Below are 26,515 nucleotides of genomic sequence, written 5' to 3'. Positions count from 1 at the left end.
GGCCGCCCGACCGGCGGTCAGCCTTCGTCCGTGCCACTGCTGTCCTCGTCGTCCGCACCGTCGTCCGCACCGGGCTGCCCCGGCTGGGCGCCGGGCTGCGGCTCGGCGACCCCGACCCGCGCGGGGCGGATCGTACGCTCGCCGATCCGATACCCCGGCTGGAGGATCTGCACGCACGTCGTCTCGGTGACATCCGGGGAGTACGAGTGCATCAGCGCCTCGTGCACCGTCGGATCGAAGGGCTCGCCCTCCTTGCCGAACTGCATCAGCCCCATCTTCGCCGCGACCATCTCCAGCGACTCGGCGACGGACTTGAAGCCGCCGAGCAGCTCGCCGTGGTCACGGGCGCGCCCGATGTCGTCGAGTACGGGCAGCAGCTCCGTCAGGAGGTTCGCCACGGCGATCTCCTTGACGGCGACGCGGTCCCGCTCGACGCGGCGGCGGTAGTTCTGGAACTCCGCCTGGAGCCGCTGGAGATCCTGGGTGCGCTCGTGCAGCGCCGTACGGACCTGGTCCAGCTGGGCCGTCAGCGCGACGTCCTGGCCGGAGGTCTTCGCACCGGCCTGGCCGGACGGCTTCTGCCGCTCCGCCCCGCCGCCGGAGACCTCTTGGGCCTCCTCCGGCTCCTGGGCGCCGGCTGCCTTCCGTGCTTCCTGGGTGTCCCCGGCCCGGCCCGCCGGGCCCGCCTCCTCGGAGGGGGCGGGCCCGGCGGCCTCCGCCGCGTCTTCAGGCTGTGTCTCCTGGGCGGCGTCGGCGGGGACTTCGGGCTCCTGAGGGAAGCCCGGGGTCTCCTCCGTCACGCGGCACCACCCTTGGGCTTCTCGTCGTCGACGATCTCGGCGTCCACGACATCGTCCTCGGCGCCGTCGCCCTTGGGCGCACCGGCGGCGTCCTGCGGGCCGCCCTCGGGGCCGCCCGCGGCCTGCGCCGCCTGCGCGTCGGCGTAGAGCGCCTGGCCGAGCTTCTGGCTGGTGGCCGCGACCTTCTCGGAGGCCTCGCGGATCGCCGCGGTGTCCTCGCCCTCGGCCGTCTCGCCGCCCTTGAGCTTCTCCTTGAGGTCGGCCAGCGCGGTCTCGACCTCGGACTTGACGTCGGCCGGGACCTTCTCGTCGTTGTCCTTGAGGAACTTCTCGGTGGTGTAGACGAGCTGCTCCGCCTGGTTCCTGGTCTCCGCGGCCTCGCGGCGCTTGGAGTCCTCGTCGGCGTACTGCTCGGCGTCGCGCATCATGCGCTCGATGTCGTCCTTCGGCAGCGCGGAGCCGCCGGTGACGGTCATCTTCTGCTCCTTGCCCGTGCCCAGGTCCTTCGCCCCGACGTGCATGATGCCGTTGGCGTCGATGTCGAAGGTGACCTCGATCTGCGGCACACCGCGCGGCGCGGGCGGCAGGCCCGTCAGCTCGAACATCCCGAGCTTCTTGTTGTACGCCGCGATCTCGCGCTCGCCCTGGTAGACCTGGATCTGCACGGACGGCTGGTTGTCCTCGGCCGTCGTGAAGATCTCGGAGCGCTTCGTCGGAATCGTGGTGTTCCGCTCGATCAGCTTGGTCATGATGCCGCCCTTGGTCTCGATACCGAGGGACAGCGGGGTGACGTCCAGCAGCAGGACGTCCTTGACCTCGCCCTTGAGCACACCGGCCTGGAGCGAGGCGCCGATGGCGACGACCTCGTCCGGGTTGACGCTCTTGTTGGCTTCCTTGCCGCCGGTCAGCTCCTTGACCAGCTCGGCCACCGCGGGCATCCGGGTGGAGCCGCCGACCAGCACCACGTGGTCGATCTCGGCCAGCGCGATGCCGGCGTCCTTGATCACGTTGTTGAACGGGGTCTTGCAGCGCTCCAGCAGGTCCTGCGTCAGCTGCTGGAACTGCGCCCGGGTCAGCTTCTCGTCCAGGTGCAGCGGGCCCTCGGCGGACGCCGTGATGTACGGGAGGTTGATGGTGGTCTCGGTCGAGCTGGACAGCTCGATCTTCGCCTTCTCCGCGGCCTCGCGCAGCCGCTGGAGCGCCATCTTGTCCTTGCCCAGGTCCACGCCGTGGCCGGACTGGAACTGCTTGACCAGGTGGTCCACGACGCGCTGGTCCCAGTCGTCGCCGCCGAGCTGGTTGTCGCCGTTGGTGGCCTTCACCTCGACGACGCCGTCGCCGATCTCCAGCAGCGAGACGTCGAAGGTGCCGCCGCCGAGGTCGAAGACCAGGATCGTCTGGTCCTCCTTCTCCAGCCCGTAGGCCAGGGCGGCGGCGGTCGGCTCGTTGACGATGCGCAGGACGTTGAGGCCCGCGATCTCACCGGCCTCCTTGGTGGCCTGCCGCTCGTGGTCGTTGAAGTACGCCGGGACGGTGATCACCGCGTCGGCGACCTTCTCGCCGAGGTACGCCTCGGCGTCCCGCTTCAGCTTCTGGAGCACGAAGGCGCTCATCTGCTGCGGGTTGAAGTCCTTGCCGTCGAGGTTGATCTTCCAGTCGGTGCCCATGTGGCGCTTGACCGACCGCACCGTGCGGTCGACGTTCGTCACCGCCTGGCGCTTGGCCACCTCGCCGACCAGCACCTCGCCGTTCTTCGCGAAGGCGACGACGGACGGCGTGGTCCTGGCGCCCTCGGCGTTGGTGATGACGGTGGGCTCACCGCCTTCGAGAACACTGACGACGGAGTTCGTCGTACCCAGGTCGATGCCGACCGCACGTGCCATTTCAGTCCTCCAGAGAAGCCTTGAGTGAATCTGGCTCAAGAGTGCACGACCGCGATCGGCAAGTCAAATGACCTGAGCGGAGGACGCTCAACTCTTATGCCGCCTTTACAGGCATGGCACACCGCTCACGACGTCATTGCAGGTCACGGCCTCACGAGCCGAGGCGGGAGGGCATACGGCGGGGGAATCACACCGTCCGGCCGCTCCCTCCAGCTTCGCGCACCCGACCTCCAAATAGTTGTTTGACTGTGGGCGTGCGGCACGCGCAGACTCCCGGGGTGACCCGCACCCCGACCCCGCCGCGCGGCGCGCTCCTGGGCCCGCTGCGCCACCGCCGCTTCCGTCATCTCGCCCTGGGCCGCACGCTGACCTACTTCGCCAACTCCATGGCCCCCCTCGCGCTGGCCTTCGCCGTCCTGGACCTGGGCGGGTCCGCGGTGGAGGTCGGCCTCGTCGTGGGCGCCCGGTCGGCGGCGAACGCCCTGCTGCTGCTGTTCGGCGGCCTGCTGGCCGACCGGCTGCCGCGCGGCCTCGTACTCCAGGGGGCGAGCCTGGCCGCGGCCCTCGCCCAGGGCGCCGTAGCCGCCGTGCTGCTGCTGGAGGCGGCCACGCTCCCGCTGCTGGTCGTGCTCAGCGTTCTGAACGGGGCGGTCTCGGCCGTCTCCATCCCGGCCTCGGCCGCGCTCACCCCGCAGACCGTGCCCGCGGCCGAACTGCGCGGCGCCAACGCACTGGCCCGGATGGGCCTCAACACCGGGATGATCGCCGGGACCTCGCTCGGGGGCATGACCGCCGCGCTGCTCGGTCCGGGCTGGGCGCTGGCGGCCAACGCCGCCGCCTTCCTGTGCGCCGCCGCCGCCTACCGCCGGGCGGGCTCCGGCCTGGCCGCGCCCCGTACCGGCGTGGACGGCGCAGGCGTGGACGGCGCAGGCGCAGGCGCGGGCGCGGCGGAGGGCGCCGCACCCCGGCCCGGCCTGCGCCACGCGCTGCGCGAACTGCGCGAGGGCTGGCGGGAGTTCGTCTCCCGCACCTGGGTGTGGGTGGTCGTCCTCCAGTTCTTCGTGGTCAACGCGGTGGCCGCGGGCAGCCTCCAGGTCCTCGGACCTGCCCTGGCCGACGAGACCTTCGGGCGTACGGCGTGGGGCTTCGTGCTCGGCACCCAGATGGCGGGCGCGCTCGCGGGCGGCTTCGTCGTCGCCCGTTCGCGCGCGCGGCACGCGCTGCGCATCGGCGTCGCCGTGGTGGCGCTGGACGCCCTGCCGCTGGTCGCGCTGGCGCAGTCGGCCGACCTGGCGATCCTGCTGGCCGCGATGTTCGTCAACGGCATGGCCATCGAGCAGTTCGGCGTCGCCTGGGACCTCTCGCTCCAGGAGAACGTCCCCGAGGACAAGCTCGCCCGCGTCTACTCGTACGACGCGCTCGGCTCGATGCTGGCGCTGCCCGTCGGCGAGATGGCGGCCGGGCCGCTCGCGGAGCAGATCGGGGTGCGGGCGACGCTGCTCGGCGGCACCGCGCTGGTCGCCGTCGCCACGTGCGCGGCACTGTGCAGCAAGGAGGTGCGCTCCCTGACCGTTCGCGGGCTTTGACCGGCTTACCGGCACCGCCGCATACTGGGCCGATGCCCGAACCGCGCTCCCGCACCGCCGTCGGCGGGCTCCGGGTGCTGGCTCATCCCCTGCGGCTCCGGCTGCTCTCCCTGCTCACGGGCGCCGCGTTCAGCGCCGCCGAGGCGGCCCGCGCGCTCGACGAGACCCAGGCCAACGTCAGCTACCACCTGCGCAGGCTGCACGCCGCCGGGCTGGTCGGGCTGGTGGAGCAGGTCGACGTACGGGGCGGGCGCGCCAAGCGCTACCGGCACGACCCGGACACCGGCGGGCGTCTCACCACGCAGAGCCCCGAGGAGTACCTGCTGGTCGCCGCGGCGCTCGGTGAGGAGCTGCGCCGCCGTGCGGCCGACCGGTCGCCGGCCGGAGAGGGCGAGCTGACCGACGCGGAGCTGTGGATGGACCCCGCCGCCTGGGAGGCGATCCGGCGGCACGCGCTGGAGCTGAGCGAGGAGCTGCACACGGCGGCCCGGCCGCCGCGTACGCCCGGCACGGTGCGGGTGAGCGCGACGATGGTGCTGTTCGAGATGACGGGGGGCGGCTCCTCCGACGGCGACGGCGGGCCTCAGCCCGCGGACGCCCCGCGGCCCGCCTGAGCCCCCTCCGCGCCCCCGCCCCCGCCCACGTCCTCCTTCGGGCACCACTCCACGGCGACGATCGCCGCGTCGTCCCCCAGTTCGCCGCCCGAGTGGCGGTCGACCGCCCGCAGCAGTTCATCCGGCAGCGCGTAGGTGTGCACGTCCAGCAGGTCGTCCACGTGCGGCAGCAGGGGGAAGAACAGCCCGTCGGCGTCCCGCGCCTCGGTGATGCCGTCCGTGTAGAGCAGTAGCCGGTCGCCCCGTCCCCAGAAACAGGTGTGCACGGGGAAGTCGTCGAAGAGCTGGTGTGCCAGGCCCAGCGGGGGCAGCGGGTCACCAGCGTGCACGTAGTCGGCCGACCGGGCCGTCAGCAGCAGTGGCGGCGGATGGCCGAGGTTGACCACGCGCAGCGCCGGGCCCACGAACTCGATCACGATCGCGGTGACGAACAGCTCCGCCGCGTCCGGCGTCGCCAGGCCCATCTCGGCCTGCCACACCCGCTCGAAACCGTCGTCCCTGCCGCCGCCGTCCCCGCCCGCCTCCGCGCCCGCTTCCTCGTCCTCGCCGGTGCTCCGCACCAACAGCGTGACGGCCTCCGAGCAGCGCAGAGCGATCCGCCCCAGATCCGCCTCGTTCCGCGCGGCCTCACGGAAGGCGCCGAGCACCGCGGCGGCGGCCCGTACGGCGGGCAGGCCCTTGCCGCGCACGTCGCCGATGATCAGCCGGGTGTGGTGGTGCGGGCCGCCGGCGACCGCCTCGTAGAGGTCGCCGCCGATGCGGGACTCGGACTCCGCCGTCACGTAGCGCGCGGCCAGCCGCAGTTCGCCCGCCCGGCGGGGCATCGGCCGCAGCAGGGCGAGCTGGGCGGCGGCGGACACCCGGCGCACCTGCGTCAGCCGCGCCTCGTTCCGCACGCGCGCACGGCTGGCGGCCAGGCTCACGACGCTCACCAGCAACACCGCGCCCAGCGCCGTCAGATGCTGGTCGAGGTCACGGGTGTCGTGACCCACCGTACGGGCGACCGCCACGGCCGTCGCCGCGACCGACACCCACAGCACCGCGCGCGGACCGCCCCGGATGGCGGCGATGGCGGGGGCGGGGGCGAGCAGCGGGCCGATCCGCACCTCGTCGAGGTCGAGCAGAACCCGGATCACCTCGACGACCGCGACGACGCCGATCAGCACCCAGGGCAGGGTCAGCCACAGACGTTCGTGCTCGTGACCCGCCAGCTCTTGCCCCTTTTTTCCCTTTCTGTCATACATCGTGGGGAAACCCTAGCTCAGCGGCCCTCGCGACGCAGATCACCGCACAGCCGGGTGCGGCCCCGCTGGGATAGTGGGTAGTCTCGTACGAGCCCAATAAGTTACCGCTTAGTAAATAAGCTCGCCCCGCAGGTCCGAGGAGCCCTCATGCAACTCGCGGCGATCGTCGTTTCCCTGGTGCTGCCCGTGGTCGGCATCGCCCTGTTCGCGCGCGCCCTCCACCAGATCTACCGCACGATGGCGCTGGGCCAGCCGGTCCCCGCCGGCCTGCGCACCGACGAACCGGTGCAGCGCACGCTCACCCTGGCGCGGGAGTTCCTCGGGCACACCCGGATGAACCGCTGGGGCATCATCGGGTTCGCCCACTGGTTCGTGGCGATCGGCTTCTACACGCTCCTGCTGACCATCGTGAACGCCTTCGGGCAGCTCTTCCAGGCCGACTGGGTCCTGCCGGTCATCGGCACCTGGCTGCCGTACGAGATGTTCGTCGAGTTCATCGGGACGATGACGGTGGTCGGCATCCTGGTGCTGGTCGTCATCCGGCAGCTGAGCAGCCCCTCCAGCGCGGGCCGCAAGTCGCGCTTCGCCGGCTCGAAGACCGGCCAGGCGTACTTCGTCGAGGCCGTGATCATCACCGTCGGGCTGGCGATCCTCACCCTGCGCGGACTGGAGGGCGCGCTGCACCACGTCGAGGGGTACGAGGCGGCGTACTTCCTCTCGTACCCGCTGGTCGCCGCCTTCGGCGGGCTGAGCGAGAGCACGCTCCAGAACGTGGTCTACCTGACCGCCACGATCAAGATCAGCGCGTCGTTCATCTGGATGATCGTCATCAGCCTCAACACCAATATGGGCGTGGCCTGGCACCGCTTCCTCGGCTTCCCCAACATCTGGTTCAAGCGCGAGGCGCGCGGCGGCAGCGCGCTGGGCGCGCTCCAGCCGATGACCTCCGGCGGCAAGGCGATCGACTTCGAGACGGTGTTCGACGACGAGGAGGGCGAGGAGACGCAGTTCGGTGTCTCCCAGGTCGAGCACTTCTCCTGGAAGGGCCTGCTGGACTTCTCCACCTGCACGGAGTGCGGACGCTGCCAGTCGCAGTGCCCGGCCTGGAACACCGGCAAGCCGCTCTCCCCCAAGCTGCTGATCATGTCGCTGCGCGACCACGCGCACGCCAAGGCCCCGTACCTGCTGACCGGCGGCGGCAAGGACGCGGAGGGCAACGAGAAGGCGACGGCCGAGCAGCTGGCGGACGTCCCCGCGAGCGCGCTGGCCGAGGCCGAGCGCCCGCTCGTCGGTACGTACGAGGACGGGCCCGGCGCGCTGGGCGGCGTCATCGACCCGGACGTGCTGTGGTCGTGCACCACCTGCGGGGCGTGCGTCGAGCAGTGCCCGGTCGACATCGAGCACATCGACCACATCGTCGACATGCGCCGCTACCAGGTGATGATCGAGAGCGCCTTCCCGAGCGAGGCCGGGACGATGCTCAAGAACCTGGAGAAGAAGGGCAACCCCTGGGGCCTGGCCAAGAAGCAGCGGCTGGAGTGGACCAAGGAGATCGAGCGCGAGGCGGGTTTCGAGGTGCCGGTGGTCGGCAAGACCGTCGAGGACCTCACCGAGGTCGAGTACCTCTACTGGGTCGGCTGCGCGGGCGCGCTGGAGGACCGGGCCAAGAAGACGACCAAGGCGTTCGCCGAACTGCTGCACATCGCCGGTGTCTCCTTCGCCATCATGGGCGGCGACGAGAAGTGCACGGGCGACTCGGCCCGGCGGCTGGGCAACGAGTTCCTCTTCCAGCAGCTGGGTGAGGAGAACGTCGCCACCCTGAACGCCGCCTTCGGCGAGGACGCCGAGGAGGGCGTCACCCTGCCGGCGTCCAAGAAGAAGATCGTGGCGACCTGCCCGCACTGCTTCAACACCATCGCGAACGAGTACCCGCAGCTGGGCGGCCACTTCGAGGTCGTACACCACACGCAGCTGCTCCAGCACCTGATCGACGAGGGCAAGCTCGTGCCGGTCACCCCGGTCGAGGGGCTCATCACCTACCACGACCCCTGCTACCTGGGCCGGCACAACAAGGTCTACACCCCGCCGCGCGAGATCATCGGCCGGGTGCCCGGCCTGCGCAACGAGGAGATGCACCGGCACAAGGAGCGCGGCTTCTGCTGCGGCGCGGGCGGCGCGCGGATGTGGATGGAGGAGCGCATCGGCAAGCGGGTCAACAACGACCGCGTGGACGAGGCACTCTCCCTCAACCCGGACATCATCTCCACGGCCTGCCCGTTCTGCCTCGTCATGCTGACCGACTCGGTCAACGGCAAGAAGGCGTCCGAGGGCGACACCCCGGCGGACGGCCAGGCGAAGGCGGACCTCCAGGTCGTCGACGTCGCCCAGCTGCTGCTGGACTCCGTACGCACCCCGGCCGATCCGCCCGCGGGCGAAGCGGAGACCGAGGACGCGCCGGAGCCGGAGCCCGCCACGTAAGGCACGTCGGCGGCGGTCGACGCACCCCCGCTCGCACGCACCCCGCGGCCCCGTACTCACTCACCGTGAGTGCGGGGCCGCGCTCTGTGGCCAGGGCTCGAAAGACGTTTGGTAAAGTAACTATTGGCATCCACTTGACTATCCGTTGACCCGATCGGGTCATGTCCGCATGCCCGCTGCCCCCTGGAGGAGTCCCCCGCTTGCTTCCGCTCAGCCGTCCCCACCCACGCCCACGCCGCCCACGCCGCCCGCACGCCGCAGCGGCCCGTCCCCTCCCGAGCACGCCCTCCGGCCCGCCCACACCGCCCACGCCGCCGCGCAGGGGCGGGTGATCGCGGATGGGGCACGCCGACACCCTTCTCGCCATGGGCGGCGCCTTCCTCGCCGCCGCCGTCCTCGCCCGGCTGGGCCGCAGCATCGGCCTGCCGACGATCCCGCTCTTCATCCTCGCCGGGATGCTCCTCGGCCCGCACACCCCCGGCTACGTCCTTGTCGAGGACCCGCACCAGCTGGAGATGCTCACCGCACTCGGCCTGGTCCTGCTGCTCTTCTACCTCGGCCTCGAATTCCACATCGACGACCTCAAGGCCGGCGGCCGCAAGATGGCCACGGCGGGCACCGTCTACCTGGCGCTGAACGTCAGCGCGGGCTTCCTCTTCGGGCTCGGGCTGGGCTGGGGCTTCTCCGAGGCGCTGGTGCTCGCGGGCGTCCTGGGCATCTCGTCCTCCGCGATCGTCACCAAGATCCTGGTCGACCTCGGCCGGATCGGGAATCTCGAATCCCGCCCGATCCTCGGCATCATCGTCGTCGAGGACATCTTCCTGGCGCTCTACCTGGCCGCGCTCCAGCCGGTCATCTCCGGCGCCGACAGCGCGAGTGCGGCCGTGCTCGACGCGGGCAAGGCGTTCGCCTTCCTGGCGCTGCTCGCGGTGGCCGCCCGCTGGGGCAGCCGGATCATCGGGCGGCTGATCGCGACCAAGGACGACGAGCTGCTGGTCATCTCCTTCCTCGGCGCCGTGGTGCTGATCTCGGGGATCTCGGAGGAGTTCGGTGTCGCGGACGCCATCGGCGCGTTCATGGTCGGCCTGATGCTGGGGAACACCTCGTCCGGCGACCGCATCCGGGAGCTGGTGCACCCGCTGCGGGACGCGTTCGGGGCCATCTTCTTCTTCGGCTTCGGCCTCTCCATCGACCCGGGCGACCTGCCGAGCGTCATCTGGCCGGTGCTCATCGCGGTGGCGATCACGGTCGCGATGAACGTCGCCGCCGGACTGTTCGCCGCCCGTATCTTCGGCTTCGGCGCCGTCCCCGCGGCGAACGTGGCGACGACGCTCCTGGCGCGCGGCGAGTTCGCGCTCATCCTCGCCACGATGGCCGCCAACGCAGGGCTGGACGCCCGCCTCGGGCCGTTCATCGCGGGTTACGTGCTGATCCTCGCCGTCCTCGCCCCGCTCGCCGCGAGCCGCTCGGGCGGGCTCGCCCGGCTGCTGCCGGCGGGAGCGCTGAAGGAGACGGCCGCCGGGGCGGACGAGGCGGAAGGCGGCACGAGCGGTACGGAGGACAGCGGTACGGACAGCAGCGCCGTGCGCCGGTCCTGACACCCGGGCGGTCCGGGGGCGGTGTGCTGCCCCGGACCGCCCCGCCTCACCCGCTCCGGCCCCGGCCGCCCCTCCCGCGCAGCCGGTCCATCTCGCGCCACTCCGGCCGCAGCCCCGTCAGGTTCGTGGTGAGGAAGTACACCGCGCCCCCCAGCACCAGCGCGGGCGCCAGCCCGACCGAGGCGACCGCCGCCCCCGCCACCAGCCCGCCGAACGGGATGCCCGACCAGGCCAGCGAGTCGCCGAGCGCCTGCACCCGGCCCAGCAGCCGACGCGGCACCCGTTCGAAGATGACCGCGCCCAGGATCGGGTTGAGGAATCCGGCGCCGATCCCGTCCAGGGCGAACACCGCCAGCACCGCCCACATCGGGGCGTCGGTGGCGAGGATCAGGAACCGCGGCGCTCCGGCGAGCAGGAACGCGGCGAAGAACACCGGCCTGCGCCGCATCCGGTGCGCCACCGCCGCAGCAGTCAGGCTCGCCAGCACGGCGAACACGCCCGACACCCCGACGGCCAGCCCCATCGCGGCCGGACCCCGGCCCGACTCCTGCGCCCACACCGGCAGCAGCACCGTCGTGAACCCGGCCGCCAGCATGTTGGTGACGCAGATCATGAGGATGATGGCGAGCAGCAGCCGGTCACCGCGCAGGAAAGCGAAGCCCTCGCCGAAGCGCCGCCAGTAGCCGGGCGCCGCCACTCCCGCCATGGCCCCAGCCGCCTCGCCCGCCCCTGCCTCGCCCGTCCCCGCCTCGCCCGCCCCCGCCGGGACCGCGCGGCCCATGCCGCGGGGCAGCACCACCGCGATGATCAGCGAACCGAGCGCGAAGCAGACGGCGTTGACCACCAGCCCCGCCATCGGCCCCAGGAGCGCCACCAGCGCCCCGCCCGCCGCCGGGCCGACGGTCGCGGCGAGCCGCTCGGTCACCCCGGAGTACCCCGTCGCCCGCTCCAGCCGTACGCCCCCGCGCTCCGCCGCCTCCGGGACCATGACCTCCTTGGCCAGGTCACCCGGCCCGCGCGCCGCCCCGATCACGGCGACCAGCACGAGCAGCAGCCAGAGCGACAGCACGTCCAGTACGTGCAGCAGCGGGACCAGGGCGGCGGCGGTCGCGCTGACGCAGTCGGTGCTCCAGGAGACGACCCGCGGCCCCGCCCGGTCCACCAGCGGCCCGGTGAACGCCTTGACCAGCACGTACGGCGTCATCTCGCAGAAGGCCACCAGCCCCGTCTGCGTGGTGCTGCCCGTCGTGACGAGCACGAACCACGGCAGCGCGACGGCCGAGACGCGGGTGCCCGTCAGCGACACCGCGAGCGCCGCGAGCAGCCCGGCGAGCGGCCGTGCGCTGCGCGCCCGCAGCACGGTGGGCGTCACGGAAGGTTCCACGGGAGGTTCCACGAGCGGCGACGCGGACGGGCGCGGCCCGCTCACGAGGTCGGGTCGTGCGTACGGACTATGCCCAGCTCGGGGAGTACGTGCAGCGTCACCGTCACCCGTTCGGCGTCCTCGGGCGCACCCGCGGCGCCGGGGGCGGCGTCCGGCTCCGGGGTGTCGCGCCGGTAGCCGGCGACCACCGCCCACAGCTCCTCGTTCAGCGCCTCGGCCTCCGCCGCGGTCAGCCGCAGCGACGTACTGCTGAGGTTGAAGGCCCGCTGCCACTCGCGCGCCATCGTCGGGAACTCGCTCAGCACCCGCTGGGCCCGCAGCGTGTCCGCCGCGACGACGGACTGGAGGTACGCCATCACCGCCTCGGGCTCCTGCTCGGCCAGCTCCACGCTGTCGAACCAGGTCGCCAGATGCCGCGAGCGCCACCAGCGTTCCCGCGCGTTGCCGCGCTCCGCGTCCTCCTCGACGAAGCCCGCGGCGCCGAGCTGCCGCAGGTGGTAGCTGGCCGTACCGGAGTTGACGCCCAGCCGCTCCGCCAGCCGCGTGGCGGTCGACGGCCCGTGCTTCCGCAGCAGCCCCACCAGCTGTACGCGCACCGGGTGCGCCAGGGCGCGCAGGCCCTTGGCGTCCAGCACCACATCGGTCTCGGGGTTCGGCCCCGTCGGTTGGCTCATGCCTCGCAGGGTAACCGCGAAGAACTCTTTGCGAACAGTCCTTCGCGAAGACTTCTTCGCGGTCCCCCCGCCGCCCGGTGCGGTACCGGGACCGAGCGGCCGCGCCGTCTCCGTGCCGCGCTCCGCCGCATACCCTGTCCCGATGACGTTCACGGCCCGTGCCACGGGCGCACGCAACGCACGCACCGGCGCCCTCGCCGCCGTACTGGCAGCCGTGCTCCTCGCCGGGTGCGGCAACGACCCCGCGGGCGGCGGCGGAAAGGCCGACGGGGACCGGGACGGAGACGGGGACGGCAAGGACAGCGCCGCCCCTGTCATCACCCCCGCCCCGGCCGTCACCCCCGCCCCCGTCGTCACGCCCGGCCCGGACAGTGCCCCCGTACCCCAGGGCAAGGGCAGCAAGCTCCCCCGCGACGTGAACGGCGACGGCTACAGCGACCTGCACCTCCAGGTGCCGCAGGCGCGCACCGTCTACGTGCTGGGCTCCAAGAAGGGCCTCCTCCCGGACACCCGGATCACCCGCGACGCCGAGGACCCCGCCCTGGGCACCGGCACCTCGGGCGTCCCCCCGACCGCCGACCTGGACGGCGACGGCTACCCCGAAACCCTCTCCACCGCCTCCGACAACACCGAGGTGACGGGCCCCGGCGGCGTCATCCACGCGAGCCGGTCACTCGCCTACGTCACCTGGGGCAGCGCACAGGGCCCGGGCACCGGCGCCGAACCGACCCTGCTGAAGCTGCCCGGCGCCGACTCCCGCACGGGACTGGGCGACACCGGGCCCGCCGTCGGCGACTTCGACGGCGACGGCAGCGCCGACGTGGCAGCCGTGGGCCTCGAGGGCAAGAACCTGCTCCTGATGTACGGCCCGTTCCGCCGGGACGGCACGCCCAGCCGCACCGACACCCGTACGGCGGACACCGGCGGCTGGGGAGACCTGGTCCCCGACCGCATCGACGCCGAGGCCGACCGGCCCACCGGCCTGCTGATCCGGCAGGGCGACGACGGTGAGCAGGCGGGCAACATCCTCTTCGCCGCGGGCCCGGACGGGCTGCCCGAGCGGGGCCGCGAGGTGCGCGCGGGCAGCGCCGCCGCCTTCGGCGACTTCGACGGCGACGGCACGCGGGACGTGGCCATCGGCGACAACGGCAGCCGCAACAACGAGCCGGGCTACGAGACGGAAGCCCCGGAGATCGACCAGTCCCTCGACGTCTACTACGGCGGCGACACCTCCGCGAAGCCCCAGCACCTCCCCGTCCCCCACCTCAACGGCCCGTTCGTGGCCGCCGACACGGACGGCGACGGCCGCACCGAACTGGCCGTGGGCAAGGGCGCCCCCGAAGACGGCGGCGCGAGCCAGGGCCCGGAGCTGCTCACCCTCAGCCGGACGAAGATCGAGAAGCGGGTCAGCCTCACCCGCACCGTCCCGGCCCGCGTGGACGGCGCGAGGGCGGGCAAGTCCGACCGCGTCGCGCAACTGGCCGAGGCGGGCGACTTCAACGGGGACGGCAAGGACGAACTCGTCCTCAGATGGCACGCCCGGCCGCAGTCCTCCGGCCCCGACGACAAGCACGAGGGCCGCTGGTGGATCACCAACAGCCGCGAGGACCTGCTCGCCTTCACCAGCCAGCCGTACGCGACCCCGCTGAACACCGGGGCGCCGTCCTCTCCGTAGCCCCCGCACACCGGCTGGCCACACCCCCCTGGTGGGGCGGGCACCACCGGGGTCCCCCAGGGTCTCTCGTTTGGATCTCGTCGGGTCGGGGAGCGGGGTCTGGTGGTGTGGCTCGCAAGGCGGAGGAGGGAGTCGACGCGGAGCGTCGGTGACCGACGACAACGCGGCGAGGTGCGCCGCCAGGGCACGCGAGCCCGACGAGATCCAAACGAGAGACCCTAAGGGATGTCACAGGTCAGCGGCGATGCCCGGCCATTCCTTACGGCCGCCGCACCGAACCCCGCCGGACGCGGTACGTTCGACGGGTGGCTGGATTCAGGATCGGACGCAACCGGGACTCCCGGAACGCACAGCAGCATGGGCAGCGCCCGCCGCAGGGACCGAGGCAGGACCCCGGCCCGGGGCCGTACGGGCGCGGGCCCGGCCCCGGCGCGGGCCCCGGCGGTCCGTACGGGCAGGGGCAACCGCAGCCCCAGCCGCCGTACGGCCAGGGCTGGCCCCCCGCCGGCGGCGGCCAGGGTGGCCACGGTGGGCACGGCGGCGGCCAGGGCGGGCACGGCGAGCCGGAGTACTTCGACCCCTACGCCCAGCAGGGCGGTGGCCGTCCCGACCCGTACGCCGACAGCGCGGGCCACACCCAGGCGTTCAGCGTCCACGACCCGTACGGCCCGCAGGGCGACGGCTACGGCGACGGCTACTCGGACGGCAACATGTACGGGGCGGGCAACACCCCCGCCCCGCCCGCCGGTCCCCGGCTGCACTGGAAGGACCTGCTGCGCGGCATCGTCCTGCGCCCCAGCGCGACGTTCTGGCAGATGCGCGACTACCCCGTCTGGGGCCCCGCGGTCGTCACCACCTTCCTCTACGGGCTGCTCGCCGTCTTCGGCCTCGACGAGGCCCGCGAGACCGTCCTCGACGCCACCTTGACCAACGCGCTCCAGTACGTCATCGGCACCGGCATCGCGATCACGGTGATGGGGCTGATCCTGGGCGCGGTCACGCACACGCTGGCACGGCAGTTCGGCGGCAACGGCCTGTGGGCGCCGACGATCGGCCTGTCGATGCTGATCATGTCGCTCAGCGACGCGCCCCGGCTGATCTTCGCGATGTTCCTCGGCGGCACCGCGCCCCTCGTGCAGGTACTGGGCTGGGTGACCTGGCTGGGCGCGGGCGCGCTGTTCGCCCTGATGGTGAGCCGCTCGCACGACCTGCCGTGGCCGAAGGCCCTGGGCGCGTCGGCGATCCAGCTGCTCGCCCTGCTGTTCCTGGTCAAGCTGGGCACCTTGTAGGCAGGCGGCAGGCCCGCGCGGCGCCGGCACGCGGAGGGGGCGGGTGGCGCCGCCGGCGCCACCCGCCCCCGTTTCTCCGCTCGCCGAACGCGGTGCGTGCCGTGCTGTCGGGCGAGCGCCGTGCCGTGCCGTCAGGCGAACCGCTGGCTGCCCGAGCCGTCGCACGTCTGGAGCCGCACCGGCTCCCGCGCCCCGCCCAGCGTCAGGCAGAGCCCGGTCGCCTCGGACGGCCGCAGCGTGTCCCCCTCGCGCACGAAGCGCTGGTTCGCCGCGCCGTGGCAGTCCCACAGGACCAGCTCGGCCCCCGCCTCGTACGCGCTCTCCGGCACGTCGACGCAGCGGTCGTGGGTCAGCTCCGAGTAGATCTGCCCGTTGTCCGGGTCGTGCCACCAGCCCTGGTTGCGCTCGTCGTGGCACGCCCAGCCGCGTACCGCCGTGCCGTTGCGGCTGCTCGCGCCGTCCGCGTCCACACAGCTGCCGGTGGCGGTGTTGCGCAGCGGGGCGAACACGTCGTCCCAGGCCAGCTCGTAGAGCTTGGGCTCGCCCCGGCCCGCCGGGTCGGCGCAGGCCGCCTCGCGGGCGTCCGAGGCGTAGATACGGGTCAGGCAGGTGGCGAAGGCGCCGTGCCCGCGCTCGTTGGGGTGGAAGGACTGCCGGACCGAATTCTCGTCCGGCGGGAAGGGGTTGGTGAGGTTGACGTACAGCCCGCGCGCGTACGTCTGCTCCATGCACACCTCGTGGCCGTGGAAGAGGCGTGAGGCGTCCAGGTAGGTGGCGCCCGTCCGCTCGGCGACCGTCCGCATGCCCTTCTGGAAGGCGGGCACGGCCGCGTCCCGGCCCCAGCCCGCGTCGCTGGTGTATCCGGCGCAGCCGCCGGGGAGCTTGCCGGGGTAGTCCGGGTTGTCCTTGATGTCGGGGCCGATGGGGCTCGGGTAGCCCATGACGACCAGCTGGTAGTCGCCGTCGGCGTAACCGGCGTCCCGCATCACGGCCTTGAGATCGCGCACCGTCTGCTCGACCTTGGGCACCAGCCCGTCGATCCGCCCCTGCCAGCCCGGCTGGTACTTGGGCGCGCAGGGGCCCTGGAGGGTGAACCAGCGCACCACGCAGTCCGTGATGACCGGCCCGAACTGGAGGTCGTCGTTGGCGCCCGCGACCAGCACGACCTGCTTGAGCCGGGTGTTCCGGGCCTGGATGGCGAGGCTGTCGCTCTGCACCAGCTCGTCGGCGAACTGCGGGGTGCCGCCGATCCGGATGTTGGCCGTGGAGGCCCCGGAACAGGCGACGTTGACCGTCACGTCGGCCTCGATGCCCGTACGGTGGACCGCTGCGTCGGGCGAGCGGTGGCACCAGTTGTCCGGGCCGTCCGTGCCCGGCTCGTAGGTGCCGACGCCCTCACCGGAGATCTCGCTGTCCCCGAGGGAGATCAGCGAGGTCTTGCGGTCCGCCAACGGCCGCTGCCGCGCGTCTCCGTACAGCTTCTCGGCCCGCTCCGCGCGGATCTTCTCCAGCTCCGGCGAGAGCGGCTGCACGAGCCGGGCGCCCCCGGCGCGGTCTCCGCCGCCCTCCCGTCCGACGGGGTCGGGGGCAGCCGCGGCCCCGGGGGCGCTCAGCAGTCCACCTCCGCCCCATGCCAACACCAGCGCCGTCATGGTCGCTGCCACAGGTCTCGCACGTGCCATGGGGTGACTCCCCTCGCGGCGGACAGTTACTGTTACCCGCGGTTCTACTTGCAGGTAAGAGAACTGGGAAGCCCCCGCGCGGGTGACCGTACGCCGAGGGGGGAAGTGCGCCCGTACGGCCGACCGCCGCGCGTGGCCGGCCGTGCGTGACCGGCCGCGGATCGGGCCGGGGCCCGCGCGGTCCGGATCAGGCCAGGTCCACGTAGGCGGCCCGCCACTGCGGGGATGGCTCCGAGCCCGGACTCGTCCAGTACTCCCGCCCGCTCACCACCAGGCCCTCGCGCACCGTCCAGAACGAAGCGGCGCGGAAGACGCCGAACTCGACGTGCGGCACCTCGACTTCGGAGACGACCTCCTCGCCCGCCGCGACGATCCTGAGCACCCGGATCGACCAGCCCTGCGGGTACTCGCTGTTGACCGCGACGAAGTTCGCCCGGCTGGATATCCGCTCGGCCGTGATCGGCCACTCCACCACCGCGTCCGGCGCGATCAGCTCGCCGACGCCCACCCAGTCACGCGCCTCGATCCGCGCCCACAACGCTTCGATGACCTCACTCGGCTCCATGGTGCACAGCCTGCCACCCGCCACTGACAACGCGCGACGGAGCGGCCGAGCGACGGAGCGGCCGAGCGTACAACCGAGCAGCCGAGCCCGTCAGGCGTCGAGCACCTGCCCGTCGCGCCGCACCACGGGCGGCGCGACCGACCACGGGAAGTTGATCCACTGATCCGTGCGCTTCCACACGTACTCGCACCTCACCTGCGAGTGCGGCTTCTCGTAGATCACCGCGCTGCGGACCTCGGCGACGTGCTCGGCGCAGAAGTCGTGCACCAACTTGAGGGTCTTGCCGGTGTCCGCCACGTCATCGGCGACGAGCACCTTCTTCCGGCTGAGGTCGACCGCGTTGGGCACCGGCGGCAGCATGACCGGCATGTCCAGCGTCGCGCCCACCCCGGTGTAGAACTCCACGTTCATGACGTGCAGGTTCTTCACGTCCAGGGCGTACCCCAGGCCGCCCGCCACGAACAGGCCGCCGCGCGCGATGGAGAGGATGATGTCCGGCTCGTAGCCGTCGTCCGCGATGACCTGGGCCAGGTCCCGGACGGCCTCTCCGAAGAGGGGGTACGTGAGGTTCTCGCGCTCTTCACTCATCGGACTCCCCTGCACTCACATCGGCGAACGGTGGAAGTTGAGATACGAACGCGACGGCGTCGGCCCGCGCTGCCCCTGGTAGCGCGAGCCGTAGCGCTCCGAGCCGTACGGGAACTCGGCGGGCGAGGACAGCCGGAACAGGCACAGCTGGCCGATCTTCATCCCCGGCCACAGCTTCATCGGCAGCGTCGCCACGTTGGACAGCTCCAGCGTGACGTGCCCGGAGAAGCCGGGATCGATGAAGCCCGCCGTGGAGTGCGTCAGCAGCCCCAGCCGCCCCAGGCTGGACTTGCCCTCCAGCCGGGAGGCGACATCGTCCGGCAGGCTGACGACCTCGTACGTCGAGGCCAGCACGAACTCACCGGGGTGCAGGATGAACGGCTCGTCCTCCGCCTTCGGCTCGATCAGCCGGGTCAGCTCGGGCTGCTCGACGGCGGGGTCGATGTGCGGATAGCGGTGGTTCTCGAACACCCTGAAGTAGCGGTCCAGCCGCACATCGATGCTCGACGGCTGCACCATGGCCGGATCGTACGGATCGATCCGCACCCGGCCGGTATCGATTTCGGCCCGGATGTCCTTGTCAGAGAGAAGCACGGCCCGAGACTACGCGCAGCAGGCGGGCGCGACCCAATCGGACGGCGCCCGCACGCCGCTACCGGCGGGGCGCGGTCGGCACGGGCACGGGCACCGGCACGGCCTGCCGCAGCCGCGCGCACCGCGGACACCGCAGCAACCGGCCGGGGCCGATCCGGTCGGCGCCGAGATTCTGCATCGGGAACGTCGAGGTGCTGAACTTGTGCCCTTCGGCACATCGGACGACGGTGTACTCCATCGATTCCCTCTCCCCAGATACGTGAACGACAAAAGCCACATTAGGGGATCAGTCACCCGCCACCTGACCCGGCACCCACACCTGCCACCGTACGCCCCGCCCTCTCCCAGCAGCACGAAGACCCCTGCGCCGAGTGCGCCAGGGGTCCGCGATGAGGTAGAGTATCCGGCGACGAGCCGATCCAAGATCGTCTCCTCGCGGGCGTAGTTTAATGGTAGAACATGAGCTTCCCAAGCTTATAGCGCGAGTTCGATTCTCGTCGCCCGCTCCACCCGAACCCCCAGGTCAGCGACCTGGGGGTTGCTTGTTGTCCAGACCTGTCACGGATGGTCGCGCCCTCCACGGCCCCAAGTCCGCGAAATCCGCTGCTAAGGGCCGTCCCGTAATCCCCGGCGGGCGCACGACGCCAGCTACGGTCCCCTGCCGCGTTGTCGGATCGTCCGAATACGGCCCGGTATGAGGACGACCCTCCGCCTTGCAGGGCACCGCATCTGACGCCGTGCGCTGATCCACCGCGGATTACGGGACAGCCCTTAGGACGAGCGTCGCCGCACCACTGCAAGTGGCGCGGCGACCGAGTATCTCGCATACCGCGAAAGACTTTGCGTGGTGTGCGCCGCACATTCGGGCAGGAAGGCTCCGTCACCCGCGCAAATCTCGGGCTCAGCGCATGAGCGGCCCGACAGGCAGGGGCTGTTGTAGTTCCCTTGTGGCGCCCTCCGCCATCTTGGGCGGTGACGACCAGGTCGAAGATGAGGTCACTCAGATCAGTCGGGTGAAGGTGCAGCTCGCGGGCGACATCCGCTAGGCGCACGTTTTCGGCCCGGAGGGCGGAGAAGGACCTTCCGCAGGATCTGTGAGGACTCTCGACCCAGTCGGCTGTGTGGCTCAGGTCCGCACCTAGCGCGGGGCGGCCTTACCCGGCTGAGCAGGCACTTGCGACGCGGGGGCCACTCCCCCGGTGGCCTCATCCTGCGCGGCTTTGCCTTGGGCCTGCTCGCCGTCCTCCGGCGCGGAACTGCCGCGCGGCAGCAGGGCCGTGAGCGCGGTGACGAGCACCAGCAGGCCGACGTTCCACCACAGGGTGCGCTGCATCGCGTCGGTGTACGTGTGGGCGCGGGCATCCTTGGAGGCATCCGCGAGGGCCTGGCCGACGGCTGGCCGCGCCTCGGCGGGCACCGGCGCCAGTGCTCCGGCACAGTCCTGCTGGGCCGCCACGCCCTCCTGGTCGTCCATCTGTTGCTTGTGGCAGGCCTGGAAGCCGGCCAGGACACGGTCCTGCGTCGCGCCCTCGACAGAGACCGCGCGTATCTCGCCCCGCAGCTCCGATTCCACCGCGGCCGATCCGGACCCGGCCTGGCTGCCGACGGCGCCGAAGAACAGGACGCCGATGAGGGCGACACCGACGACTCCACCCGCCTGCATCACGGCGTTGAAGACGCCGGAGGCGGCGCCCGAGCCGGAAGTGGGGACGTCCAGCAGGCTGACGTTGGTCGCCTGCGCGATCACCAGGCCCATTCCCAGCCCACCGACCAGCAGCGAGGGGATCAGATACCAGCCGCTCATGCCGGTGTCGGCCAGCTGGATGGTGCCGATCAGCATGAGCAGCCCAGCGACCATGCCCAGGGCGCCCAGCGTGACGACGATCCGCTTCGGCGCGGCGCCCGCGTTGCTGATGAAGATCGCCGCGAGGGTGACTCCGATGGGCCACGGCAGGCTGGCGGCGCCCGCCGAAAGCGGTGAGTACCCCAGTCCCTGCTGGAGGTACACAGTCAGGATGAGGAAGAAGCCGATAATGGCGGTCAGGAAGGTGAGCATCAGTACGAGCCCCGCGTTGAAGCCCGGCAACCGGAACAGGGCAGGCGGCACCAGTGGGGAGCTGTCGGCTGCGTGCTTGCGCCGCTGCCACAGGACGAAGGCCGCGATCACCGGGAGTGCCGCGACCATCAGGACCCAGCCCCATCCGGGCCAGCCCATCTCCCGTCCCTGGAGCAGGGGGTAGAGGATGGCCAGCAGCGCGCCGGTGATCAGTACGGCGCCGAGCGGGTCCAGTTTCAGCGGCTTCTCGCTCTTGCTCTCGGGCAGGAGGCGCACGGCCATGATGAAGGCGCAGATTCCCACTGGCAGGTTGACGAGGAAGATGGGTCGCCAGTCGAGCCCGAACAGGTCGGCCTTCAGCAGCAGGCCGCCCAGGATGGGGCCGCTGACGTTGGCGGTTCCGGCGATCATTCCGTAGAGGGCGAAGGCGCCGCCGCGCTTGGCGGGCGGGATGGTGGAGGCGATGATCGAGAGCACCTGCGGCACCATCATGGCCGCCATGAAACCTTGGACGACTCGTCCGGCGATCAGCATCTCCGGGGAGGCCGCGAAGCCGCATAAGGCGGAGGCCAGGGTGAATCCCGCCATTCCCATGAGGAAGAGGCGCCGGCGGCCGAAGATGTCACCGAGCCGCCCGCCGGTGATGAGCATCAGGGCGAAGGGCAGGGTGTATCCGATGAGGGACCACTGGATCGCGGCGTTCGAGGCGCCCAGGTCGCTCTGGATGGCGGGGATGGCGACGTTGACGATGTTGGCGTCCAGGACGTCCACGAACACCGCGATCAGGACGACGGCCAGGACGCCCGTGGCCCGCCCTCCGCCCTCATCACGCTCCAGGGCCCCGGGCGGCGGCGACGCCGGTGTTGATTCACTGCTCATGCTGATGCATCCCTTCGGGGACAGCCGGTGCAGATCAAATTATCTTAGTTTCTAAGATATTTACTTCGTGAGGGATGTGCAACAGCATTGCGCGACACACGGCACCACACGGGAGGCCCGCAGCGCCGGGAGCTGACGCGGTCGATCTATCGGGAGACGCGCACGGCCGCCACCCGCCAAGCACTGGTCGACCAGGCCGTCGCGGCCCGGCTCGGCATCGGCAGCACCGACCTGCTCTGCCTCGGCGTGCTCGACCACGCGGGCCCGCTCACCGCTGGCCGGCTGGCCGAGCTGACCGGACTGACCACGGGTGCAGTCACCGGCGTCGTCGACCGCCTGGAACAGGCGGGATTCGCCCGCCGCGCGAAGGATCCGGACGACCGGCGCAAAGTGATCATCCACCCGGAGAACGCCCAGCGGGAGCGCACCGGTGAGCTGTACACACCTGTCCTGGACGCCCTCGACACCTGGTGCTCCGCGCACACCGAGGAGGAGCTGAAGACAGTCCTGGACTATCTGCGCTCCTTCAGCGACTCCCTCCCCGGGCTCGCCGACGACCTGCGACGCCGTACGGCCTGACCCTCGCCCGCCGGGCCCGCACCGGGTGCGCCGCCGTGCCCACGCAGGGCCCGGTGGGAGGATCGCGCGATCGCGCGATGTGCGCCGTCCCGCTCCTCGGCAGAGTTCGGACCATGGGAAAACGGCATACTTCCGCCGAAGCGCCCGTCCCGGTCCTGATCGTCGGGGCCGGTCCGGTCGGCTCGACACTCGCATTGGAACTGGCGCACCACAGCGTCACCAGCCTCCTCGTGGAACGGCACGACACACCGTCGCTGCACCCGAAGATGGACTTCGTCAACGGCCGCGGCACGGAGCTGTTCCGCCGTCTGGGAGTTGCCGACGAGATCCGCGTCCACGGGCTCCCCGCACGGCACTCCTTCAACTTCCAGTGGTTCCGCTCCTTAGCCGAGCCGCCCGTCGACGAATGGACCCACCCGTCCGTCGACGACGTGTTCGCGGCCATCTCCGAGCAGAACGACGGCACCAGCCCGCTGGAGCCCTACCAGCGGCTGCCCGGAAACCTCCTGGAAGGGCTGCTGCTACGGCGCGCGGGCGAGGAGCCGCTGGTCGAACTGCGCACCGGCACCTCCTTCCGGGAGCTGACCGAGCTGCCGGACGGAACGGTCTCGGCGACGCTCACCGACATGGCGACCGGTGAGGAGTCGCCATACGGGCGCGCTACGTCGTCGGCTGCGACGGCGCCGGCAGCGCGGTGCGGCGCAGCACAGCCATCACCGTGCCGACCGTCGGTCCGGAGACGGACCACTGCGACGTCTACTTCCGCAGCACCGATCCCCGGCTGCGCCCGCGCGGCAGGAGGCGGTTTGGAGCCTCTTTCCGCCGAGCGACTCCGAGGGGCCAAACCCTCATCACCTGTGCAGCACCATTGATGTCTACCGACCTATACCGGCAGCCACCTCCGTTCCGGGCACACGTACGCGGCGCATTTTTTAGGATTACGTTTCCATCTCAACTTCCCGGACGCGGCGTTCGAGCTCTTTGAGCCAGGCTCGCTCATCGACAGCAAGAGACTCCGACTGCCTTCCGTGGTCGGCTTCGTGCCGACGCACCCAGGAGCGAAGCATCTCGGGATTCACTTCAAGTTCCCGGGCCACAGATGCAATGGTTTGCTGGATTTCAACGCCATCTGGACCGCTTCCTCACGGAACTCTGGCGTGTATGTACTCGGAAGTGCCACGTGCTGTTTCCCCTCTGATCCCTTACAGGACAACCCTATTGAGTCCCAGTCCGAGATCTTCGGCGCCTCAGGTGCAGTTCTGTCGTTTGAGTTCGCGCACGGCCGCGGGTAGTGCGAGGCACAGGGCGAAGGAGGTCGCGAAGCCGCCTCCTCCTGCCAGAACGGCATCAGCGGCGCCAACGCCTGACCCGAGTACCAAATGGCTCACGACGAGGCCGACCACCATCGAGCAGGCTACGTAAAGCGCCAGCCACAACTGCCACGTACGTCCGGAACGGGCTGTCGATTCGGGCATGGACTTGATCCTTTCGAGGGGCACGAGCGAGAAAAGGAGGGACGGACAGTGGAGGTCAGCGGTGGCGGGCCGTCACAGCGGCTCGACCGAACCGTGCAGCAGGTGTTCGGCGAGTTCGGCCCGCAGCCGAACAAGTGCCGAGACGTACGAGGCGTACGCATCGGCGCGTCGGCCAATCCCAGCGAGAAGATCCACGCTCATCCGTTGCTGCCCGATCGGCGGAAAGCGCACGGGAAGATGGTTCAGAGCCGAAGAGCTCAGCGAGGGGGCAGCTGTGGCTGCGGCACGGTGAGACATCCACTCGCGCGCGTACCGGAGGCCCAGGTAGGCGTGGAGGTACAGGGGGTCGATCTCAGCTTCCGGGCGTACGCGCAGGCGCATCACGTTCGAGCTGAGCAGCCAGCCAGCCTGCGGGCCGGAGACCAGCGCGGGTCGTTGTTGTGCGCCCGTGCGCACGCAGACGATGTCGTTCGGGAGCAACTCGAACTTCTTGAAGCGCTCGGCCGTCTTCCACGGCACGCGGTGCCGGGCCTCGTCCGCGATCTTCCCTTCGACGAGATCCTGCGGGAAGACAAGCGGGATTCCGGCGTCTACCGTGCGTGCCTCTGCTGGTAGGCGGGTGTATGACGGACCGGGTCGGATCTCACACAGGTCCTCGAGCACTGCCTCAGTCCAGCCGCCAGGTCCCGAACCCGTGCGGTAGCCGTTTCCTGTTTCCATCGCCCGCTGCTGCTCCTGCAGGCGGAGCATGTCCGCATGCTCCGCCGCCACGCCGGCTTCGCGCAACTGGGCGGGGACCGGAGCAGCGCCGTAATTTCCGCTTCCCAGGTAGTCGGCAGGGCGGAGCGAACACTCCTCGTCTGCGACAACTGCGCGGGCCACGACGACAGCCGAGAAGCCTCGCTCGGCAGCACGCACCGCGTACTCGTCGGCCGGGCGCTGCTCTCCGTCGAACCACGGGCGGACCACAGCCGTGATCGCGTCGCGATCCGTGCCCTGCAGCACGCGCCGCCGCCGGACCTTCGTCCCCAACTCCTGGGCGTCGACGAACAGGATGCCTTCCCGCACCGGGTGCTCCGCTCTTCGCAGCACCCACAGGGAAACCGGCACGGGCGTCGCGGAGAACAGATGGGATGGCAACGTGATGACGCACTCCACAGCCCACTCACGGACAAGGGCGCGGCGGATCTCACGCTCGGCGGTATTCACCGAGTTGCCCGCCTTGACCGGCATGACCACCACTGCGCGACCGCCAGGTACCAGCGCGCCGAGGGCGTACTGCACCCAGGCGAAATTGTCATTGCCCTGCGGCGGCGATCCGTACGGCCAGTTTCCCGTCCGCCGCCCGGGGCCGGGTGCATCGCTCATGTTGAACGGAGGGTTCGTCAGCACCACGTCAACACCGTGTTCGCGGCTCGGTGGCCATCGGTCGGACCGGATGCTGGTCAGCTTCGGCCGCACACCGAGGTGGAGAAGATACAGACTGGAGACCGCTTGCAGCCGCCCGTCGAGGGTCTCGCCGTACACGGTCGCGTCTCCGGTGTGCCGGTAGGCAGCCGCCAGCATCTCTCCGCCTCTCATGTAGGGGTCGAGCACCGTGGTCGTCCGTCCCGGGGTCAGGACGAGTGCCGCGGACAACGAGGCCAGGCCTACCGGGCTGCAGAACTCCGAGCTCTGCAGCCCTTCCCGAGAGCTGAACGACTCCCACACGAGTTGGAACGCGCCAATGCCTGTGCCTGCCGCCGTCCGTACGGCCGTGGTGAGGTCGTCCCAGCTCCGCGGTTCCAGTTGGAGCAAGCTGCTGCGCATGTCAGTGCGGTCGCCGTTCCGACGCAGCGTGTCCTGGGCAACGTCACCCAGGGAACGGAGCAACAACTGCACGTCTCGGGCCCCCTGACCTGCCGACATGGCACCCTCGATCCGGCGCCACTGCTCCGGTTCCGCATGTCGTACGTACATCACGATGAGACAGAGATTCACGAAGTCCGCCATCGTCGCCGGGCCTCGGACCCGGTCTGCGAGTCGACCCATCAGCTGATCGACGGCGCTCCTGTCCTCGATCCCCATGGACTGAGCGTGCCTCCCTGCGGCTTTCGGCGCCGCAGGCCGTCGGTCAGCGCTGATCCGGTGGAATCGGTCGGCGTAGGTGGTTCCCGCCTGCTCCCCGTCGCGCAACTGCGATTGAGGAATGGTGCGGTTCATCAGCCACTGCGCGACCTCAGCCTCATGGAAGAGCTCTGCATCACCGGAGCGCACAGGGATGGGAAAGTCTTTGTGTCGACGGGCCCAGTTCGACACAGCCGGGCGCCTCACGCCCGCGCGCTCCGCGATCTGGGTTCGGGTGACAAGACCGGTTTGTTCATCGTGCGTCACCTGCATGACGAATCCTCCGAGTTGGGTCTGACGCGCTTCCGATGCGAGGAGCGTAGGAGGAAGTAGACGCACGGACAAACGCGCATTCACAGTGCTCACCTGACTCCTGTGGCGGAGTGGTAGGGAACCCACCCCCGCCACAACCACCGCGGAGGCGAGGAGAGCCTGAGAGTTGACCCAGCAACGTTCCTTCGATCGGACCATTCGCTCAGATTCACCGAAATGTGGGTTAACAGAACTTCGGAGCCAGCCTCCCGCATGTCAGTTGCGCGCAGGTGCCGACCGCTGGACAGGCACGCCGTTCGCGGGAGCTGCCAGCCTCTCGGGCGCTCCGCCCCATCCGTGCCCTTCGGAGCGGAGAACAGCGGTCAAATACGGCTTCCAGAGACCTCGCGCCCGCCTTCACCTCGTCGGTCCTCGCGGCCCCGGCACCCAGGGACATACCGCTAGAAACGCCGCACACCACCAGCACCACGCTCTGTTAGGCTCCGATACTTCT

The 26,515-nt window shown here is 70.8% G+C and carries 22 protein-coding genes, 1 tRNA gene and 1 pseudogene; 10 read left to right on the top strand and 14 right to left on the bottom strand.

Going from position 1 to position 26,515, the window contains the following annotated elements; genetic code table 11:
* Nucleotides 1-17 precede the first annotated feature (17 nt).
* Nucleotides 18-800 (bottom strand): nucleotide exchange factor GrpE, encoded by a 783-nt coding sequence (grpE, locus tag H299_RS0113775; protein ID WP_027748882.1) that lies wholly within the window; start codon nt 798-800, stop codon nt 18-20.
* The gene (gene dnaK, locus H299_RS0113770) at nt 797-2,683 is read right to left on the bottom strand and encodes a molecular chaperone DnaK (protein WP_027748881.1); all 1,887 of its coding nucleotides are present in this window, start codon (nt 2,681-2,683) and stop codon (nt 797-799) included. Before dnaK ends, grpE begins: the two co-directional genes overlap by 4 nt.
* Before the next feature lie 278 nt (nt 2,684-2,961).
* Here dnaK and H299_RS0113765 point away from each other — a divergent pair, with 278 nt between their 5' ends.
* Together H299_RS0113765 and H299_RS0113760 are read left to right on the top strand one after the other, a co-directional pair.
* A complete protein-coding gene (locus tag H299_RS0113765) occupies nt 2,962-4,269 on the top strand; it encodes an MFS transporter (RefSeq protein WP_027748880.1) in 1,308 nt (435 codons plus the stop codon).
* Between the two features lie 32 nt (nt 4,270-4,301).
* Nucleotides 4,302-4,883, top strand: a complete 582-nt coding sequence (locus H299_RS0113760) for a helix-turn-helix domain-containing protein (protein ID WP_027748879.1) — start codon at nt 4,302-4,304, stop codon at nt 4,881-4,883.
* Here H299_RS0113760 and H299_RS34040 read toward each other — a convergent pair.
* Nucleotides 4,853-6,127 carry a PP2C family protein-serine/threonine phosphatase gene (locus H299_RS34040; protein ID WP_106965793.1) on the bottom strand — a complete coding sequence of 425 codons (1,275 nt, stop codon included), beginning with the start codon at nt 6,125-6,127 and terminating at the stop codon, nt 4,853-4,855. The two genes, H299_RS0113760 and H299_RS34040, sit on opposite strands and share 31 nt — an antisense overlap.
* Before the next feature lie 147 nt (nt 6,128-6,274).
* On the opposite strand from H299_RS34040, the gene H299_RS0113750 reads away from it, so the two are divergent.
* Nucleotides 6,275-8,605 (top strand): (Fe-S)-binding protein, encoded by a 2,331-nt coding sequence (locus H299_RS0113750; protein WP_027748878.1) that lies wholly within the window; start codon nt 6,275-6,277, stop codon nt 8,603-8,605.
* Nucleotides 8,606-8,970: 365 nt separating this feature from the next.
* Complete coding sequence (locus H299_RS0113745; RefSeq protein ID WP_027748877.1) at nt 8,971-10,203, top strand: cation:proton antiporter; 1,233 nt, start codon at nt 8,971-8,973, stop codon at nt 10,201-10,203.
* Between the two features lie 46 nt (nt 10,204-10,249).
* On the opposite strand, the gene H299_RS34035 is transcribed toward H299_RS0113745, so the two are convergent.
* Nucleotides 10,250-11,587 carry an MFS transporter gene (locus H299_RS34035; RefSeq protein WP_051262442.1) on the bottom strand — a complete coding sequence of 446 codons (1,338 nt, stop codon included), beginning with the start codon at nt 11,585-11,587 and terminating at the stop codon, nt 10,250-10,252.
* A 41-nt stretch (nt 11,588-11,628) separates the two neighbouring features.
* Complete coding sequence (locus tag H299_RS0113735) at nt 11,629-12,261, bottom strand: winged helix-turn-helix domain-containing protein (RefSeq protein ID WP_027748876.1); 633 nt, start codon at nt 12,259-12,261, stop codon at nt 11,629-11,631.
* Nucleotides 12,262-12,403: 142 nt separating this feature from the next.
* On the opposite strand from H299_RS0113735, the gene H299_RS34030 reads away from it, so the two are divergent.
* Both H299_RS34030 and H299_RS0113725 read left to right on the top strand, forming a co-directional pair.
* Nucleotides 12,404-13,936, top strand: a complete 1,533-nt coding sequence (locus H299_RS34030; protein WP_051262441.1) for an FG-GAP repeat domain-containing protein — start codon at nt 12,404-12,406, stop codon at nt 13,934-13,936.
* Nucleotides 13,937-14,241: 305 nt separating this feature from the next.
* Nucleotides 14,242-15,225, top strand: a complete 984-nt coding sequence (locus tag H299_RS0113725) for a Yip1 family protein (RefSeq protein ID WP_027748875.1) — start codon at nt 14,242-14,244, stop codon at nt 15,223-15,225.
* A 131-nt stretch (nt 15,226-15,356) separates the two neighbouring features.
* Here the strand turns inward: H299_RS0113725 and H299_RS0113720 are convergent, their stop codons facing one another.
* The 5 genes from H299_RS0113720 to H299_RS0113700 form a co-directional block, all read right to left on the bottom strand.
* On the bottom strand, nt 15,357-16,907 hold the full coding sequence (locus tag H299_RS0113720; RefSeq protein ID WP_027748874.1) for a ricin-type beta-trefoil lectin domain protein: 1,551 nt from the start codon (nt 16,905-16,907) through the stop codon (nt 15,357-15,359).
* A 187-nt stretch (nt 16,908-17,094) separates the two neighbouring features.
* Nucleotides 17,095-17,472 (bottom strand): nuclear transport factor 2 family protein, encoded by a 378-nt coding sequence (locus H299_RS0113715; protein ID WP_027748873.1) that lies wholly within the window; start codon nt 17,470-17,472, stop codon nt 17,095-17,097.
* 90 nt (nt 17,473-17,562) lie between these two features.
* Nucleotides 17,563-18,060, bottom strand: a complete 498-nt coding sequence (locus tag H299_RS0113710; protein WP_027748872.1) for a phosphoribosyltransferase — start codon at nt 18,058-18,060, stop codon at nt 17,563-17,565.
* A gap of 15 nt (nt 18,061-18,075) precedes the next feature.
* Complete coding sequence (gene dcd / locus H299_RS0113705) at nt 18,076-18,654, bottom strand: dCTP deaminase (protein ID WP_027748871.1); 579 nt, start codon at nt 18,652-18,654, stop codon at nt 18,076-18,078.
* A gap of 58 nt (nt 18,655-18,712) precedes the next feature.
* Nucleotides 18,713-18,892 carry a hypothetical protein gene (locus tag H299_RS0113700; protein ID WP_027748870.1) on the bottom strand — a complete coding sequence of 60 codons (180 nt, stop codon included), beginning with the start codon at nt 18,890-18,892 and terminating at the stop codon, nt 18,713-18,715.
* 197 nt (nt 18,893-19,089) lie between these two features.
* Between H299_RS0113700 and H299_RS0113695 the strand changes: the two genes are divergently transcribed.
* Nucleotides 19,090-19,163 (top strand) — tRNA-Gly (locus H299_RS0113695).
* Between the two features lie 629 nt (nt 19,164-19,792).
* On the opposite strand, the gene H299_RS34025 is transcribed toward H299_RS0113695, so the two are convergent.
* Nucleotides 19,793-21,589: a DHA2 family efflux MFS transporter permease subunit gene (locus H299_RS34025; RefSeq protein WP_051262440.1), complete on the bottom strand. Its 1,797-nt coding sequence runs from the start codon at nt 21,587-21,589 to the stop codon at nt 19,793-19,795.
* 87 nt (nt 21,590-21,676) lie between these two features.
* Between H299_RS34025 and H299_RS0113680 the strand changes: the two genes are divergently transcribed.
* From H299_RS0113680 to H299_RS40420, 3 genes and pseudogenes are all read left to right on the top strand, one after another.
* Entirely contained in the window at nt 21,677-22,168 is a 492-nt protein-coding gene (locus H299_RS0113680; protein ID WP_027748869.1) for a MarR family transcriptional regulator, read from the top strand.
* 77 nt (nt 22,169-22,245) lie between these two features.
* A pseudogene (locus H299_RS0113675) lies at nt 22,246-22,800 on the top strand (FAD-dependent monooxygenase); the annotation flags it as partial.
* A gap of 62 nt (nt 22,801-22,862) precedes the next feature.
* Entirely contained in the window at nt 22,863-23,153 is a 291-nt protein-coding gene (locus H299_RS40420; protein WP_486587260.1) for a hypothetical protein, read from the top strand.
* Here the strand turns inward: H299_RS40420 and H299_RS38325 are convergent.
* From H299_RS38325 to H299_RS37575, 3 genes are all read right to left on the bottom strand, one after another.
* Nucleotides 23,107-23,235: a hypothetical protein gene (locus H299_RS38325; protein ID WP_486587266.1), complete on the bottom strand. Its 129-nt coding sequence runs from the start codon at nt 23,233-23,235 to the stop codon at nt 23,107-23,109. The genes H299_RS40420 and H299_RS38325 overlap by 47 nt on opposite strands.
* 180 nt (nt 23,236-23,415) lie before the next feature.
* Complete coding sequence (locus H299_RS38320; protein ID WP_078512713.1) at nt 23,416-23,643, bottom strand: hypothetical protein; 228 nt, start codon at nt 23,641-23,643, stop codon at nt 23,416-23,418.
* A 72-nt stretch (nt 23,644-23,715) separates the two neighbouring features.
* Entirely contained in the window at nt 23,716-26,022 is a 2,307-nt protein-coding gene (locus H299_RS37575; RefSeq protein WP_027748867.1) for a type I restriction-modification system subunit M/S, read from the bottom strand.
* Nucleotides 26,023-26,515: the final 493 nt, after the last annotated feature.

The organism is Streptomyces sp. CNH287, assembly GCF_000424825.1.
Note: the sequence above shows the minus strand (reverse complement) of the source record. Positions and strands in the feature narration are given on the sequence as shown.